Consider the following 16,606-nt stretch of genomic DNA (forward strand, 5'->3'; position numbering starts at 1 on the left):
TATCTATCTCAATATTAGATGGTTTATATCCAAATTATATATTGTTTATATTATTTTGAAAACATACAATATTCTTAAGACACTTTTTTAGGTTAAAGGGAGGTATAAACATGACATTTCACCAACTACCACAAGCACAAGGTATGTATGACCCGTCTTTTGAACATGACGCATGTGGGATAGGTTTATACGCACATATAAAAGGTAATGCAACACACGATATCGTAAAAAAAGGACTTGAGATGTTATGTCGCTTAGAGCACCGCGCTGGCAGAGGTGGCGATGGTAAAACGGGGGATGGAGCAGGCTTAATGGTTCAAATACCTGACATATTCTTTCGTGTTGTATGTAATGAATGGGATTTACCCGAAAAAGGTAAATACGGAGTCGGAATGTTATTTTTCACAAACGATTCCAATGAACGCGAACTAATCGAACAAAAAATAAATGATTTGATAGTTGCAGAAGGGCAAGTTCTGATTGGCTGGAGAACAGTACCAATCGATACAAGCATGTTAAGCGATAAAGCAAGGGAAACAGTACCTTTCGTTCGCCAGGTTTTTATTCAGGCAAATAATGAAATGGAATCATTAGCTTTTGAACGCAAACTATATATTATCCGCAAGCAAGCGGAACATTGGGCTGGTCATCAAAGCCTTAAATTCTATTGTGCAAGCCTTTCTAGTCAAACAATTGTTTACAAAGGATTGCTAACTCCAGAAGAGGTAGATTTGTTTTATGTAGATTTACAGGATGAACTATTCACTTCTGCATTTTCACTTGTACATTCTCGTTATAGTACAAATACATTTCCGAGTTGGGAGCGAGCACATCCCAATCGCTATATAGTTCACAATGGGGAGATCAACACATTGCGAGGCAATATCAATTGGATGAAGGCTCGAGAAAAACAATTTGTTTCCAAAGCCTTTGGTGAGGACTTAACCAAGTTACTACCAGTTATCGATACAAATGGTAGTGACTCTTCTATGCTAGACAATGCATTTGAGTTATTTGTTTTAGCAGGTAGAACTCCTGCCCATACAGCTATGATGCTTATTCCTGAACCTTGGACTGAGAATCCTCATATCACAGAAGAAAAGAAAGCTTTCTATGCATATCATAGCAGTTTAATGGAACCATGGGATGGACCAACAGCAATTTCTTTTACAAACGGCAAACAGATAGGTGCTATTTTAGACCGCAATGGATTACGCCCAGCGCGTTATTTGGTTACGAAAGATGATTATATTGTGTTTTCCTCTGAAGTTGGGGTTGTAGATATTGAAGAAGAAAATATTTTATATAAAGAGCGTCTAAGTCCTGGCAGAATGCTATTAGTAGATTTGGAAAAAGGCAGAATTATTTCGGATGAAGAGATTAAATCAGAAATGGCTCAAGCGCAGCCTTATCAGCAATGGTTAACAGATAATATGTATAAAGTACCAGCGACCGAAGAAAAAGTAGAGCAACTAGAGGATTTGTTATTCCGTCAGAAAGTATTTGGCTATACGTATGAAGATGTGCATAAATATATGATTCCGATAGCGTTAGACGGGAAGGACCCAATTGGATCGATGGGGAACGATACTCCTTTAGCGGTATTATCTGATCGTCCCCAGTCTTTATTCAACTACTTTAAACAGCTATTCGCGCAGGTTACTAATCCTCCGATTGATTCGATTAGGGAGCATATTGTAACTTCAACGATGACACTGCTTGGAGCGGAAGGTGACCTACTACATCCGAATGCGTCAAATGCAAAACGGATTTTCTTAGAAACACCTATTTTAACAAATAGCCAACTAGCACATATTAAAAAGAATAGTATAAAATCATTTACTGCTGCTTCACTCCAGCTGAATATGTCTGAAGACTTAGAAATTGACTTGGACCTTCTATCCAAAAAAGTGGATGAATTGATCGACCAAGGAATCTCTCTCTTCATACTTTCAGATAGAGGGATATCGGTACAACAGCAGACCATTCCAGTTTTGTTAGCAGCAAGTCATGTGCATCAGCATTTACTGCGAACTGGTAATCGGACAAAGGTGAGTATTATTGTTGAATCGGGTGAGGTACGTGAGGTACATCAGTTTGCTGCACTTATCGGCTTTGGGGTAGATGCTATTAATCCCTATTTAGCTTACGCGACGATTGCCGAGGCAATACAGGATGGGCACATAACGAGTAGTTATCCAGATGCAGTTGCTAAATATAGTAAAGGAATAGCAGATGGAGTAGTAAAAGTAATGTCAAAAATGGGCATTTCCACTGTACAAAGTTATCGTGGTGCACAAATTTTTGAAGCAGTTGGAATTAGTAAAGACGTAATTGAACGATATTTTACTGGAACGGTTTCACAACTTGGTGGAATTGACCTAGCAACAATTGCGAATGAAGCTAACAAAAGACATGAACAAGCAATTCTTTCGACTAGTGATTCTTTAGAATCTGGTAGTGATTTTCAATGGAGAAATACGGGAGAACATCATGCCTTCAATCCAAAAACAATTCATACGCTACAATGGGCAACTAAAAGAGGGGATTATGGTTTATATAGACAATATGCGCAAATGGCAAATGAGGAGCGTATCGGGTTCTTAAGAAATCTACTGACCTTTGATAAAGCAATTAAAAAAATTCCTCTAGAGGAAGTAGAATCTGTCGAATCAATAGTTAAACGTTTTAAAACGGGCGCTATGTCCTATGGTTCTTTAAGCCAAGAAGCACACGAAACACTAGCTATTGCGATGAATCGAATAGGTGGTAAAAGTAATAGCGGAGAAGGCGGTGAACACCCTAGTCGTTATGAACTGGATGCAAACGGCGATAATCGTCGCAGTGCTATTAAGCAAATTGCATCTGGTCGATTTGGTGTTAAGAGTCATTATCTCGTTCAAGCAAATGAATTGCAGATTAAAATGGCGCAAGGGGCAAAACCAGGAGAAGGTGGGCAATTACCTGGTAACAAAGTATATCCTTGGGTTGCAGATGTTCGTGGTTCAACTACAGGAGTAGGGCTCATCTCTCCACCACCACATCATGATATTTACTCAATTGAAGATATGTCTCAATTAATACATGATTTAAAAAATGCAAATAGAGCAGCTAGGATCAGTGTTAAACTTGTTGCAAAATCAGGTGTAGGAACAATTGCTGCTGGTGTAGCAAAAGGGGCAGCAGATGTAATTGTAATTAGTGGATACGATGGTGGAACTGGTGCATCACCTAAAACGAGCATAAAACATACCGGTCTTCCGTGGGAATTAGGCCTTGCAGAAGCACATCAAACGTTAATGCTAAATGGTTTGCGCGACCGAGTTGTGTTAGAAACTGATGGCAAGTTAATGACAGGTAAAGACGTAGTAATGGCAGCTTTGCTTGGCGCAGAAGAATATGGTTTTGCAACAGCACCACTTATTGTAATGGGTTGTATCATGATGCGAGCATGTCATTTAGATACATGTCCAGTTGGAATTGCGACACAAAATCCAGAGTTGCGTGATAAATTTACTGGAACTGCAGATTATGTAGTTAACTTTATGAAGTTTGTAGCAGAAGAAGTTCGAGAATACATGGCATTATTAGGATTCAGAACAATGGAAGAAATGGTCGGTAGAACCGATGTATTGCAAGTTAGTGAACGTGCTAAATCCCATTGGAAAGCAAAACAGCTAAATCTAGAGGCTCTTTTATATCAACCAGAAGGACCGAGAACTTGGAATACATTACAGGATCATAAAATTGATGAATCATTCGATATGCGTGTATTGTTACCAAAACTGGAAAAGGTAATAGAAAGTCAGTCAAAAGCAGAATTGTATTACCCTATAACTAACAGAGAACGTGTAGTAGGTACCATAATTGGCAGTGAAATCTCTAAAAAATATGGAGCGCGAGGGTTAGTGGATGATTCCATTGTTTTAAGATTTACAGGAGCAGCTGGCCAAAGTTTTGGGGCATTTATACCAAAAGGAATGTCGATGTATATAACCGGCGATGTAAATGACTATTTTGGGAAAGGCTTATCTGGCGGAAAACTAATCGTAACAGCACCGATTCAAGGAAAAGCAGAACAAAATGTTATTGCTGGAAATGTTGCGCTTTACGGGGCAACGAGTGGAACTGCTTTTATCAATGGCCGTGCTGGGGAGCGTTTTGCAGTACGAAATAGTGGTGTCGACGTTGTCGTTGAAGGTATTGGCGATCATGGCTGTGAATACATGACAGGTGGTCGAGCGGTTATATTAGGAGATGTAGGAAAGAATTTTGGAGCAGGAATGTCGGGTGGAATTGCATATGTTCTTGTGGATGATATGAGTGGCTTTAAAGAAAAGTGTAATCCAGAGATGATTGGGTTTGAACAAATTCAAACTGCAGATGAGCTACATGCTGTACGCCAATTAATCATGGATCATTATTATTATACGAAAAGCACAAAAGCTATGAATCTCTTAGACAATTGGGATGAAGCATCTAGTCGATTTGTGAAAGTTGTACCAAATGATTATAAAAAAATGGTGGATAAAATTCAATCGTTCAAAGTTCAAGGCTTAACAGACGATGCTGCTGCAATGCAAGCATTTTTGGCAACTTCGAGTGTGGAAAAAAAGGAAAAGAAAGTACTAGCGAAAAAATAAGGAGAGGGGAGATACTTATGGGAAAACCTACAGGGTTTATGGAATATGAGCGTGAAAAAGGTAAAGAGGTGGCCCCTCTCAAACGTATAAATAATTGGAAGGAATATTCTTCTAAACTATCGGATGTGTCCTTACAAAAACAAGGGGCAAGATGTATGGACTGTGGAACTCCATTTTGTCATATGGGTATTGAGGTTAGGGGGGCAACTTCCGGTTGTCCTATAAATAACCTTATTCCAGAGTGGAACGATTTAGTATATAAAGGGAAATGGGAAGAAGCATTAGAAAGATTGCAGATGACTAATAATTTCCCGGAGTTTACTGGGAGAGTTTGTCCGGCACCATGCGAAGGGTCATGTACTTTAGCTATTTCAGATCCAGCAGTTTCCATCAAGAATATTGAGCGTACTATTATTGATAAAGGATTTGAAAATGGGTGGATCGTACCAAGAATCCCATTGGCGAGAACTGGGAAGAAAATAGCTATTATCGGCTCAGGGCCTGCTGGTCTTGCCAGTGCAGATGAGCTCAATCAGGCGGGACATTCCGTTACCATTTTCGAGAGAGCTGATCGAGCGGGAGGTCTTCTTATGTATGGAATTCCGAATATGAAGCTGGAAAAAGATATAGTAGAGCGTCGAATTCAGATACTCCAGCAAGAAGGTATAGATTTTGTCCTGAACACGGAAGTAGGTAAAGATATTTCCGCAGACCAGCTAAAGGAACAGTTCGATGCCGTAATCTTATGTATAGGAGCACAAAAACAACGTGTGCTTCATATGGAGGGCAGTGACTCTAAAGGGATACATCTTGCGATGGAATATCTAACGACGACTACAAAGAGTCTATTGGATTCAGATTTTAAGGATAATCAGTTCATCAATACGAAAGGGAAAGATGTCATCGTAATTGGTGGTGGGGATACGGGAGCAGACTGTGTGGCGACAGCCCTACGACAAAAATGTCGAAGTGTAGTTCAATTTGGGAAGCACCCTCAATTGCCATTAACACGAGCAGATGATAATCAATGGCCAACGGACCCTTCTATATTTAAACTGGAATATGCTTATGAAGAGGCAGATGCAAAGTTTGGAAAAGATCCAAGAGAGTATTTAATTCAGACGAAGAAAATCGTTGCAGATACGAATGGTCATTTAAAAGAACTGCATACGATTCAAATGGAGAAAATTCTTGGAGAAGACGGCTTCTACTTTTTTAAAGAAGTGCCAGGTACAGAAAAGATATGGCCTGCTCAGTTTGTTTTTGTTGCTATTGGCTTTGAAGGAGCAGAAACTACATTGCCGGACCAATTTGGGGTACAAATGACCAATAAAAAGATTGCTGCATCTTCTAAAGATTATCAAACAAATGTAGAGGGGATCTTTACAGCTGGCGATGCTAGAAGAGGTCAAAGTTTAATTGTTTGGGCTATCAAAGAAGGGCAAGAAGTAGCTAAACGAGTAAATGAATATGTTAGTAAAAAACCGGTCATAGTCTCATGACCGGTTTTTACCGTGCTAGTGAACTAAAGTTTTTGTTCCGTTTTTGGTCATAAGATGTCATAATAGTTACATAACGAATATGGAGGCAATAACATGATTGGTATTATAGATTATGGTGCAGGGAATTTACATAGTGTGTTAAAAGCGATCAAGCAGCTTGGCTATGAAACAAAACTTATTACAAAAGCTAGTGATCATACCGATGAAATTACCAAGCTTATCCTGCCTGGCGTTGGAAATGCAAAAGTGGCGATGGATGTGTTGGATCGGAGCGGTTTAAGTGATTACTTAAAAGAAAGAGTTTCAGATGGTATTCCATTACTTGGTATCTGTCTTGGGATGCAGCTTTTATTAGAAAAGAGCGAGGAAGGAAATGTGGATTGCCTCGGATTTCTAAAAGGCAGTGTACCTGAATTTACCGATGAATCAGAGAAAATTCCCCATATGGGTTGGAACCAAGTGACAGATGTACAAAATCATTTTCTTTTTGAACATATTCCAGATGAAACAGACTTTTACTTTGTGCATTCTTATTTTGCTATGCCGGAAAATCGGGAAGATATTTTAGGAGAGACAAATTATGGTATAAATTTCGCTTCTGTTATTGGTAATTCACAAGTAATGGGCGTACAATTTCATCCAGAAAAAAGTGGTAAATACGGCATCCAACTTTTAGATAACTACTGTAAGCAAGGAGATAAATAAGATGTTAAGAAAACGAATTGTACCAGCCATCGATGTACTAAATGATCAAGCAGTGAAGTATATTCAATTTAGAAATCCTACTATTATTGGTGATCCTGCCGAACTTGGTAAAAAGTATACGGAAGATGGTGCGGATGAATTAATCTATCTTGATACGACCGCTTCTTTAAAAAACCAAGATGTAAAATTGGAATGGATCCAACGGGTGGCCGAACAAGTAAATATTCCATTTTCCGTAATCGGAGGGGTGCGCACAGTAGATGACTTTAAAAATTTACTACGGGCTGGGGCAGACAAAGTTGGAGTCAACTCGGCGGCAGTAATGCGCCCAGAGTTACTGAAGGAAGCAGCAGATATTTATGGTAAACAATGCGTCGTTTTAGGCTTAGATGCTATGCCAATATATAATGGTGACCAAGAAATTATTAGATGGGAAGTTTATACACATTCTGGTCATGAGAAAACAGGAATGGATGTTGTGGAGTGGGCGCAGCAAGCAGCTGACTTAGGTGCGGGAGAAATTATTTGCACAAGTATCCATAAGGACGGCATGAAAAACGGTTATGATGTAGCGCTGATCAAGTTATTATCGGAAAAAGTTAATATTCCTATTATCGCGTCAGGTGGGGCAGGGAAGATCGAACATATCGAAGAAGTCTTCTCTGACGGTAAAGCTGATGCGGCTTTAGTAGCATCCATGATTCACTACGGAGACTACACAATTGGAGAAATAAAATCTTACTTACATTCAAAGAATGTGAATGTCCGACTTACTTAATAATACGACCTAGTCTCGGTATGGAGACTAGGTCGTTTTTGGTAGAAGGGACAATCGGTCGAATAGCCTTCCGAAATGTCGTCCAACAATTTATTAAATTTCCTATTGCACTCAGTCCATTACTTCCCAACCGCGTGCATTTGCTAGGCTTCTGAGCTTTTCCTCTGGTCTAACAGCAACTGGATTTCCTACAAGCTCTAATACAGGCATGTCTGAAAAGCTATCTCCATATGCATAACTATTTTCCCAATCTATTTGATGACCATCCAAAGCTTCATGAACCTTCAACGTTTTTTGCTGTCCGTTTACATGGTTGATTGCATTCTTTGTGTAAACTTTGTCGTCCTTATAAAATATATCGGTTCCAATAATCTGATTGAACACGAGACCATCCGTCACACGTTCTAAAAACTGCGTATACGCACCAGATACTAGTAATATATGAATATTCTCTTCCTGGTGACGTTTGAGTCTTTCTAATACTTTTGTGTTGAAATCTTGCTGCATAGTAGCTTTAATTTCACTAAAATAGATATCCATTTCTAGTTTTGTCAGTCCATTAAATGCCTCTAAATATAATTGCATGGATCGCTTTTTCATTTTGTTGTCCGGGTATAACTTTAACTTATTTGCTATGTACGGTGGAACAATAGCGCGATAAAAACGTTTGTATGAGGAATGATAAGTAGGGTGTTCTTTTAAATGTTTCATTAGTAGTGTGAATGTTTCTTCCGCATAGATAGTACCATCAAAATCAAAAATAGCTACTCGCATAAATTTCACCCTTTTCTCCATTAATAATTCATAAAGTTATTATACATGAACAAACAAAAAATCGCCCCAATCTCATGGGGCGAAATTTGTTATTTAGCTCATCATATTTCCTTGTGCAGGGGCATATGAATTCGTCAGAGCTTGCATACTTTGTTGATCCAACTGAGGTACTTGGTAATAATGGTGCTTGTTTTGATAAATAGAGAGCTCATAAGCCATTTCAATACAATTTGGAATGGAATCTGCAAGTACTCGGCGAACAACAGGATTAGTTGTTTCAAGTGCAGCGGTAGTTTTAATAGTTGCGGAAGCTTTAGCGGCACCAAGAAGGTATCCAGAAATCAGTTCGTCTGAAAGCTCATTGGCAGATTGAATTGGCTTTTTAGGTTGGGAAGGTTTTATCCCATATATGAAGTCATTTCCAGTCTGCATTTTATAGCTAGTAGTTGGATGGGAAGGATCTGCACCTGTTTTAAAGCATTCAACGGTAATATTATATTCGTCTAATGCAAATGCATATTGACGGTCTAACATACTTAGCAGTTCCTGGTCTTTTACATGGGGACGTAGAAGTACTTTTAAATTTAATCCGGAAATAACAGTCCCTAAAACTTCATGGACGTCAAATACCTCATGACCACCATGATTCATATTTTGTGAGATATTACCAGTTTGCATATTTTGATGCGTTTGACCTTGACCTTGTCCAAATGGATTTTGTGTCATTCCAATTTTCCTCCTTGTAGAAACTTTGATGGAACATCCTTTGTAGTTTGAGTAAAAAGTCATCAAATATGCAAGCTATAAAAAAATAAAAACAATCCCAATATCATTCTATTGGGATTGCGGATCAAAACTTATTTAATATTCGTCATTAATTTAAAGATTAATGAGTATAATAATTGATAAACTTCTTCCATAGTAAAGGAATCATCGAATCCTTTTATATAATTTATCGGTAAATTAATTTCCCATAAACCTTCGTTACCTGCGAACATTATACTATATTGCATCTTCTCTGAATTGTAATGTTCATCTAAAAATGCTCTAATTTCTGCTGTATATTTTTTTTGGATAAATAAACCAAACATTGCTGTGTAAACTTCAAACACTTCATCATATTCAACTGCAATCGCATCTACGCTTACAACATCCAACATATTAGCTTCTAAATAAACATATTCTTGCATATTGTCTTTAAGATAGGATGCAGGTGTTTGTAAAAATGAGGTAGGCTCTTTAGCTATTAACTCATCTGTTTCTTTATTGTACCTTTCGATAATTGCATCGTTAAATAAGTCTTGTGGAAGAATATTTAATCCTTCAGGAAGTAAAAGGTTTTTTTCTGCAAAATCTTTTTCCTCCATTGTTAATGTTATTTCATTGTTTGTAGCTTCTTCGATCTTTTTAGTTAGTTTGTTTGTAATCATAGAAATTGGTTCCTTCCTTCTTCTGCTATTTCTTCTGCTATTAATTGAAGATCATATGCATCTATGGTAATTACTCGGTAATCATTTTTTTCCGCATATTGCTCTGCTAATTTTTTGATGAACTTTGGAGAGCCCTCATTTTCTTCGTCGTAAATTATTAACATTCCATCGGTATTACGAACAACGAATTTATTTCGCTCTATAAACTGCCAGGGAGCTTCATACGGTTTTTTTGTGACACTTGTCTGATAATCAGCTTGCCTTAATAGGCTCTCATACTTTTCTTTCTTTTGTTCATTCCAATTTTTTTCCTGTTCTAAAAATGGGGTAATTATGGCAAACTTTAACTGCGGATACTCATCTTTAAGCACTAGGATTAACTCCGCAGTCCAAGTTTCTATACCTTGTTGACCACCTAATATTACCCACTCTAAACCTTCCTCCAACAAAACACGAAGTTGTGTTTCTATTGCTTTTTTTATGATAGGAATCCCATCATGAGTATCATTAAATATTCCCAATTCATGTGCTTTATAACCTGTTACTAATATTCTCTTAATCATTATCACCCAACTTATCTAAACGTCTTAGTCCATCATAGCATGTTCTCGTAACCATATAAAACCTTATGTCATACACTAGTAAGATTGTTAGGAAAGGATGGATAGACCATGAACGACAAGCCACAGGGAACGGTCGAATTTGTAAGTCAATTTGAAGGTTATGTTTACCAGGCAGCTAAAGGATTAAAGGACAAAATGATTGCTATTCAAACAACTAGAAGTACCATGCAAGGTATACTTAAAGGTATTGCACCTGATCATCTAGTATTAGATGTAAGTGGAACTCCATTTTACATTAGAATACAGCAAATAGTGTGGATTTCACCTACTAAATAAAAAAAGAGGAGCATGTTATTTGTTTCAACGAGTGGATAAGTTATTAATTGATCTACCTAGAGTTGAATATGGCGATGCAAATGCTGCATCGGCAGTTCAAGAGTTACTCGGCGGGAAATTTGGGGAAATGTCGACGTTAAATAACTATATGTATCAATCCTTTAATTTCCGTGGTAGAAAGAAATTAAAACCATTTTATGATTTAGTAGCAAGTATTACTGCCGAAGAGTTTGGTCATGTGGAACTTGTATCAAATACAATTAACTTGTTAAATAAAAATTCTTCTTTTACTGGTGATCCAAACAGTTCCCCTCTTCAAGATGCTATCGATAAACGAAATACGTATGCTTTTATAGCAAATGCTCAAACTTCATTGGCAGGAGATTCTATGGGGAATCCTTGGAGAGGTGATTATGTATTTTCTAGTGGCAACTTAGTGTTAGATTTACTGCATAACTTCTTTTTAGAATGTGGTGCTAGAACACACAAAATGCGCGTGTATGAAATGACAGATCATCCTACGGCGAGAGAAATGATTGGCTATTTACTAGTACGTGGAGGAACACATATTTTAGCGTATGCAAAAGCAATTGAAATAGCAACAGGGGCAGATGTGACGAAAATGCTTCCAATTCCTAACCTCGATAACCGTGTTTTTGATACTGCAAGAAAGTATGAGGAGCAAGGGTATGGAAATGTATTATTTACGTGGAATAATGTAGGGGATTACAAGGATATAAATCAGATTTGGAAAGGTAACAATCCTATGAGTGGCGAGAAGCTATTTGTGAAAGAAGGAAGTCCAAAAGGATATGATATTCCAGATTTAAGATCACTCCCCGAGGAGTTTGCACCTGGAATAGGACCTGAAGAATATGAAGCTATTGCTAAAAGATTAATGGCTAATATGTAAATCTACTATTAAAAAGACCAATTGCCCCGAGCAATTGGTCTTTTTAATATGAAAGCCCCAACGTTAGCTATTAATAACCTTGGAGGATAGCAATGACTGTGTTTCCTGTTCATTGTATCCAAGCTCCGTAAGTATTTCTTTGTTATGCTGTCCAAGCAGGGGAGCGGGAGTTCTAAATTGACCTGGTGTTTCGGAAAACTTAGCTGGAAACCCTAGTGTTTTCATTGAACCTGCTACAGGATGTTCGTAATCGACTATCATTTCTCTCGATAGAATATGTTCATCGTTTAAAGTTTGATCGTAAGAATAGATGGGTCCAGAAGGTACACCCGATGTATCTAGCAAGTCTAGCCAGTAGGAGGAGGGGTGTTTGCTTAGAACCTTCTCAATCTCCAACTCGAGTTGGCTAGCGTTAGTTGCTCGAATACTATTTGTTAAAAAACGTTCATCTGTAAGCCATTGTGGTTTATGGACGACTTGTAAACAAAACTTTTCCCAGAGTTTCTGATTGCCTGCCCCAATAAGGATAAAACCATCCTGTGTTTTAAATCCTTGATAGGGAGCAGAAACACGATGTGCTGTTCCATTTCTTTGAGGCACTTCACCTTTGCCGAAATATGCTGCGGCTTCCCACACAGTCCATGCAAGACCAGAATCTACAAGGGAGACATCAATATATTGACCAGTCCCTTTTTTAAGTCGATAAATATAGGCAGACAAAATAGATTGAATGGCCGTTTGAGCAGCAGCTATATCATGAATAGCGATTCCAACTTTGACAGGTTTCCCATTTTTTTCTCCGGTCATGTCAATCAGACCAGATAGACCTTGCGCCATAATATCATAGCCGCCTTTGTCTTTATACGGGCCTGTTTGACCATAACCAGATATAGAACAATAAATCAAAGCGGGATTTAAAGCTTTCAGCGTGTCATAATCAATGCCGAGTTTTTTCGTAACTCCCGGTCGATAATTTTCTATAAAAACATCCGCTTCTTTAATAAGTTTATATAATACCTCAAGACCTTTATCTGTTTTTAAATTAAGGCATATTCCGCGTTTGTTTCGATTGACCATCATATACATATAGCTTTCTTCATTTATATAAGGACCCATACTTCGAGTGTCGTCCCCATTTGGGAATTTTTCCACTTTTATAACGTCTGCACCCATATCAGCTAAAACCATGGTGCAATAGGGTCCAGCGAGAACTTGAGATAGATCAACTACTTTCATTCCATTTAATGCTTGTTCCATCACCAATCTACCACCTTATAAAATCCTTAATCCTTAAATAACTGTAGGTTTTGTACTTCTTCTAGATTCCGCGCACCACTCAAGGAGATAGAAACTCTAGTTTCTTGTAGGAAGTTTTCTAACACGCGTTCCACGCCTTCCTGTCCGCCACTGGCTAATCCCCATATTACTGGACGACCTATGCAAACTGCTGTTGCTCCAAGTGCTAAAGCTTTTACTGCATCAGAACCTCTTCTAATTCCACTATCAAATAAAATAGGGATTCGTCCATTAACTGCTTGAACTACTGCTGGAAGGGCATCGATACTCGCAATAACACCATCTAACTGGCGACCCCCATGATTAGAAACGATAATTCCATCTATTCCTTTTTCCACGGCAAGTTTAGCATCTTCCGGATGAAGTATTCCTTTTATTAGAATTGGTAGTGTTGTATGTTCACGTAACTCGGAAATATTCGTCCAGTTTAAAGTAGGATGGTATATATTTTCAATAATTTTATGGACAATAGTTTCTTGAGAATGATCGTTCAGTGCGGACATGAATACTGGATCAGACACATAATTACCTTGTCCGAAACCGCGTTTTAACGGAGAGTACTGATTGCGAATATCTTCCTCACGCCATCCAAGCATCGTCGTATCGACTGTAAGTACAATTGCTTTGTAACCTGCAGCTTCTGCTCTTCTTACCATACTAAAGGAAACTTCCTTCTGTTGAGAGGACCAATATAATTGGAACCATTTTGAACTTCCCTTTGTTTCAGCGGCAATTTCTTCAATAGAAAAACTAGACACGGTGCTTTGAATATATGGGAATTCCAATTTTGCCGCAGCTTTAGAAACCGCCAATTCGCCGTCTTCATGTGCTATTTTATTGACTCCAACAGGAGCTATAAAGAGGGGGTGGGGATATGTATGTCCAAGAATCGTTACTTCTGTATTTAAAGTAGACACATCCGTTAAAAAGCGGGGGATGATTGAATACTTATAAAAGGAATCTGTATTTTTCCTGTAGGTTTCTTCTCCACCAGCAGAAGAACGAATATAACCAAACGGGCCGGGTTCTAATGCTTGTTTTGCAGCAGCTTCCAATTCGGTAAAATTTAACGGGTAATGCTTACTTGCCTCGATACTTTTTAATAATAAATCATTCGTAGACATATCAAAGTTCACCTCTTATGCAAAATTTGGTTTTCTTTTTTCTAAAAACGCTTCAATGCCTTCTTTATAGTCATCGGAGCTGAAAGATTCTAAAATTAGCTTTTCAATTTCTTCTGTTTCTTCGTTGTCGCCATCAATAATTGCTTGAATTACTTGTTTTATCCCGTTGTTGGCAACAGAAGACTTACGAATAATTTGACGAGCGAATTCAAAGCACTTTTCCTCAATTTCTCCCAATGGATAAATATAATCGACTAAGCCAATTTCTTTTCCTTCTTCGGCTGTGATTAGCTTAGCGGTATACAATAATTCCTTTGCTTTCGTAGGACCGATAAGATTTACCAAGCGTTTCGTACTAACGAGATTATAAATAATGCCAATGTTTGCAGCGGTTATCCCAAGCTTGCTACCAGAAGAGGCGAATCGGAAGTCACAGGAATTTGCAAGTTCTAATCCCCCGCCTATAGCTAATGTTTTAATAAGGGCAATAGTAGGTTTAGGGAAACGATATAATTTCTCAATAGATTCAAGAGTTGCATCATTATAATCTTTTGCTTTTTGAGCAGAGAAACGATTTTCTAGAAACTCTGTTATATCTGCACCAGAAGAGAATGCAGTTTCATCTACTCCTTTAAGGATTAATAATTTAACTTTTGAATCCTTCTCCAGTTCAGTCAATAATTCACCTAACTGTTTAAACATAGCCAGTGAGAATGAATTCTTCTTGTCTGATCTGTTAAAAACAACTGTTGCGATAGATTCACTGCGCTCCACATATAATAGATTTGTCATTCGTAACCCTCCTACTAGTCTTTTTTAATATTCGCTGCAATACGGTTTCCGATAGATTGAATACTTTGGACAAGGATGATTAAAATGACTACTGTTGCATACATAACATCTACTTCATAGCGCAAATGTCCGAAACGATATGCCAAGTCGCCTAAACCACCTGCTCCGACCATTCCAGCCATTGCAGTAGCTCCAATCAAACTTACCGTTGAAATGGTTAACCCTAAAACGATAGAAGGGCGAGCTTCACGAAGTAAGACATTCCAAATGATGGCACCTGTACTAATACCCATTGCTGTATATGCCTCAATAACACCGTTCTCCACTTCAAGTAGGGCAGATTCCATTAGTCTAGCAATATATGGTGCTGTATAAATGACTAATGGCACGATAACTCCTTGCACACCAATAGTTGTTCCAACGATGAGTTTTGTAAATGGCAAGATGAAGAATAGTAAAATGATGAACGGGATAGAACGTACAATATTTATGATTAAATTAGTTAATTGATAAATAAACTTATTTGCCAATGCCTGACCAGGTCTAGTTAAAACGATTAAAATACCTAATGGAATCCCGATTAGTACAGAGAAGAAAAGGGAAATACCAACCATTTGAAATGTTTCTACAACAGATTCACCAATAATCGGTAGCCATTGCTCTACAAATTGATCTGTTCTACTCATGAGAATGTCCCTCCAATTCTTCCGTTGCTACACCCTGTGCTTCTAGATAGTGAATAGCGCTTTTCACGTGTTCTTTGTCGCCAATTAAGTGAACGACTATATTTCCGACGATGCCATTCTTCAATTCGATAATATTAGCAGTTAAAATGTTTGGCTGAACATTAAATTTTTGACTAACTTCTGCCAATAACGGTTTTCCAGTACTTTCCCCTACAAATGTTAAACGAGTGACTGCGCCTGTAACATTCAACTGAGCAATCAATGAATTGGATAAATTCCGTTGGCTAATTGTATTTAAAAACTTTTTGGTAGTAGGGTGGGTAGGCTTCGTAAATAGATTAATAGCTGTATCCTGTTCCACGATAACTCCATTTTCCATGACATATACATGATCGCAAATTTTTTGAATGACATTCATTTCATGCGTGATTAAGAGTATAGTAATTCCTAATTCACGATTGATCTTTAGTAGCAAGTCTAAGATGGAATCAGTTGTTTCTGGATCCAGTGCACTGGTTGCTTCATCGCTAAGCAATACTTCAGGTTCCTGAGCAAGTGCGCGAGCGATAGCAACACGTTGCTTTTGTCCGCCTGATAACTGGTTAGGATAATTTGTATGCTTGTCAGTTAAACCAACTATGTCTAAATATTGCTCCACCCGTTTTTTTACCTCGTCTTTGTTATAGCCGAGTAGCTTTAGTGGAATGGCGATATTATCATAAACCGTTGCTGTTTTAAGTAGGTTAAATCCTTGAAAAATCATGCCAACTTTATTGCGAGTTTTACGCAATTTAGGGAGGGGTAAGGAAGTAAGTTCGATGCCGTTTATGAAAACTTTACCTTCTGTAGGTTTTTCCAGTAAATTTACACAACGTATTAGTGTGCTTTTTCCAGCACCACTATATCCTATAACACCATGGATTTCTCCTTGATTTACCCGTATATTGACTTGTTTTACTGCCTTTACAGTTCCACTTTTACTATTAAACTCTTTCGAGACATTTTCTAATACAATCATTTCACGATCTTCCTTTCTTTTTAAAGAAAACGCTACCGAAGTCGGT

At 38.0% G+C, this 16,606-nt stretch carries 15 protein-coding genes; 6 read left to right on the forward strand and 9 right to left on the reverse strand.

The features are described from left to right. Positions 1–110 precede the first annotated feature (110 nt). From gltB to hisF, 4 genes are all read left to right on the forward strand, one after another. The gene (gene gltB / locus MKX39_RS08000) at positions 111–4,643 is read left to right on the forward strand and encodes a glutamate synthase large subunit (protein ID WP_340769039.1); all 4,533 of its coding nucleotides are present in this window, start codon (positions 111–113) and stop codon (positions 4,641–4,643) included. A gap of 17 nt (positions 4,644–4,660) precedes the next feature. Next, on the forward strand, positions 4,661–6,145 hold the full coding sequence (gene gltD, locus MKX39_RS08005) for a glutamate synthase small subunit (protein ID WP_340769040.1): 1,485 nt from the start codon (positions 4,661–4,663) through the stop codon (positions 6,143–6,145). A 93-nt stretch (positions 6,146–6,238) separates the two neighbouring features. Then, complete coding sequence (gene hisH, locus MKX39_RS08010; protein WP_340769041.1) at positions 6,239–6,850, forward strand: imidazole glycerol phosphate synthase subunit HisH; 612 nt, start codon at positions 6,239–6,241, stop codon at positions 6,848–6,850. A gap of 1 nt (position 6,851) precedes the next feature. After that, entirely contained in the window at positions 6,852–7,628 is a 777-nt protein-coding gene (hisF, locus tag MKX39_RS08015) for an imidazole glycerol phosphate synthase subunit HisF (RefSeq protein WP_340769042.1), read from the forward strand. Between the two features lie 111 nt (positions 7,629–7,739). On the opposite strand, the gene MKX39_RS08020 is transcribed toward hisF, so the two are convergent. From MKX39_RS08020 to MKX39_RS08035, 4 genes are all read right to left on the reverse strand, one after another. Further along, the gene (locus MKX39_RS08020; RefSeq protein ID WP_340771375.1) at positions 7,740–8,402 is read right to left on the reverse strand and encodes an HAD family hydrolase; all 663 of its coding nucleotides are present in this window, start codon (positions 8,400–8,402) and stop codon (positions 7,740–7,742) included. 93 nt (positions 8,403–8,495) lie between these two features. Further along, positions 8,496–9,128, reverse strand: coding sequence for a spore coat protein (locus MKX39_RS08025; RefSeq protein WP_340769043.1), 633 nt, complete (start codon positions 9,126–9,128; stop codon positions 8,496–8,498). Positions 9,129–9,259: 131 nt separating this feature from the next. Then, the gene (locus tag MKX39_RS08030; protein WP_340769044.1) at positions 9,260–9,832 is read right to left on the reverse strand and encodes a branched-chain amino acid aminotransferase; all 573 of its coding nucleotides are present in this window, start codon (positions 9,830–9,832) and stop codon (positions 9,260–9,262) included. Then, a complete protein-coding gene (locus MKX39_RS08035; RefSeq protein ID WP_340762166.1) occupies positions 9,829–10,395 on the reverse strand; it encodes a DUF1273 domain-containing protein in 567 nt (188 codons plus the stop codon). Before MKX39_RS08035 ends, MKX39_RS08030 begins: the two co-directional genes overlap by 4 nt. 108 nt (positions 10,396–10,503) lie before the next feature. Between MKX39_RS08035 and MKX39_RS08040 the strand changes: the two genes are divergently transcribed. Both MKX39_RS08040 and MKX39_RS08045 read left to right on the forward strand, forming a co-directional pair. After that, entirely contained in the window at positions 10,504–10,731 is a 228-nt protein-coding gene (locus tag MKX39_RS08040) for a YuzF family protein (protein ID WP_093534524.1), read from the forward strand. A 19-nt stretch (positions 10,732–10,750) separates the two neighbouring features. After that, complete coding sequence (locus tag MKX39_RS08045; protein WP_340762167.1) at positions 10,751–11,644, forward strand: manganese catalase family protein; 894 nt, start codon at positions 10,751–10,753, stop codon at positions 11,642–11,644. Between the two features lie 63 nt (positions 11,645–11,707). Here the strand turns inward: MKX39_RS08045 and MKX39_RS08050 are convergent, their stop codons facing one another. Genes MKX39_RS08050 through MKX39_RS08070 form a run of 5 tightly spaced genes read right to left on the reverse strand, consistent with a single transcriptional unit; the run spans position 11,708 to position 16,560 of the window. Continuing rightward, entirely contained in the window at positions 11,708–12,901 is a 1,194-nt protein-coding gene (locus tag MKX39_RS08050) for a CaiB/BaiF CoA transferase family protein (RefSeq protein WP_340769045.1), read from the reverse strand. Positions 12,902–12,927: 26 nt separating this feature from the next. Beyond that, complete coding sequence (locus MKX39_RS08055) at positions 12,928–14,064, reverse strand: alpha-hydroxy-acid oxidizing protein (RefSeq protein WP_340769047.1); 1,137 nt, start codon at positions 14,062–14,064, stop codon at positions 12,928–12,930. 15 nt (positions 14,065–14,079) lie between these two features. Further along, positions 14,080–14,856 carry an enoyl-CoA hydratase/isomerase family protein gene (locus MKX39_RS08060; RefSeq protein ID WP_340769048.1) on the reverse strand — a complete coding sequence of 259 codons (777 nt, stop codon included), beginning with the start codon at positions 14,854–14,856 and terminating at the stop codon, positions 14,080–14,082. Between the two features lie 14 nt (positions 14,857–14,870). Further along, positions 14,871–15,542 (reverse strand): methionine ABC transporter permease, encoded by a 672-nt coding sequence (locus tag MKX39_RS08065; protein ID WP_340769050.1) that lies wholly within the window; start codon positions 15,540–15,542, stop codon positions 14,871–14,873. Continuing rightward, positions 15,535–16,560: a methionine ABC transporter ATP-binding protein gene (locus MKX39_RS08070; protein WP_340769052.1), complete on the reverse strand. Its 1,026-nt coding sequence runs from the start codon at positions 16,558–16,560 to the stop codon at positions 15,535–15,537. The genes MKX39_RS08065 and MKX39_RS08070 overlap by 8 nt, the downstream gene beginning before the upstream one ends. Positions 16,561–16,606 lie beyond the last annotated feature (46 nt).

Source organism: Psychrobacillus sp. FSL K6-1464, from assembly GCF_038003145.1.
GTDB lineage: Bacteria > Bacillota > Bacilli > Bacillales_A > Planococcaceae > Psychrobacillus > Psychrobacillus psychrotolerans.

What these genes read in the sequence shown, in the direction of transcription:
- gltB (WP_340769039.1), top strand. Translation starts at nt 111, where the DNA reads ATGACATTTCACCAACTACCACAAGCACAAGGTATGTATGACCCGTCT.
- gltD (WP_340769040.1), top strand. Translation starts at nt 4,661, where the DNA reads ATGGGAAAACCTACAGGGTTTATGGAATATGAGCGTGAAAAAGGTAAA.
- hisH (WP_340769041.1), top strand. Translation starts at nt 6,239, where the DNA reads ATGATTGGTATTATAGATTATGGTGCAGGGAATTTACATAGTGTGTTA.
- hisF (WP_340769042.1), top strand. Translation starts at nt 6,852, where the DNA reads ATGTTAAGAAAACGAATTGTACCAGCCATCGATGTACTAAATGATCAA.
- MKX39_RS08020 (WP_340771375.1), bottom strand. Translation starts at nt 8,402, where the DNA reads ATGCGAGTAGCTATTTTTGATTTTGATGGTACTATCTATGCGGAAGAA.
- MKX39_RS08025 (WP_340769043.1), bottom strand. Translation starts at nt 9,128, where the DNA reads ATGACACAAAATCCATTTGGACAAGGTCAAGGTCAAACGCATCAAAAT.
- MKX39_RS08030 (WP_340769044.1), bottom strand. Translation starts at nt 9,832, where the DNA reads ATGATTACAAACAAACTAACTAAAAAGATCGAAGAAGCTACAAACAAT.
- MKX39_RS08035 (WP_340762166.1), bottom strand. Translation starts at nt 10,395, where the DNA reads ATGATTAAGAGAATATTAGTAACAGGTTATAAAGCACATGAATTGGGA.
- MKX39_RS08040 (WP_093534524.1), top strand. Translation starts at nt 10,504, where the DNA reads ATGAACGACAAGCCACAGGGAACGGTCGAATTTGTAAGTCAATTTGAA.
- MKX39_RS08050 (WP_340769045.1), bottom strand. Translation starts at nt 12,901, where the DNA reads ATGGAACAAGCATTAAATGGAATGAAAGTAGTTGATCTATCTCAAGTT.
- MKX39_RS08055 (WP_340769047.1), bottom strand. Translation starts at nt 14,064, where the DNA reads ATGTCTACGAATGATTTATTATTAAAAAGTATCGAGGCAAGTAAGCAT.
- MKX39_RS08060 (WP_340769048.1), bottom strand. Translation starts at nt 14,856, where the DNA reads ATGACAAATCTATTATATGTGGAGCGCAGTGAATCTATCGCAACAGTT.
- MKX39_RS08065 (WP_340769050.1), bottom strand. Translation starts at nt 15,542, where the DNA reads ATGAGTAGAACAGATCAATTTGTAGAGCAATGGCTACCGATTATTGGT.
- MKX39_RS08070 (WP_340769052.1), bottom strand. Translation starts at nt 16,560, where the DNA reads ATGATTGTATTAGAAAATGTCTCGAAAGAGTTTAATAGTAAAAGTGGA.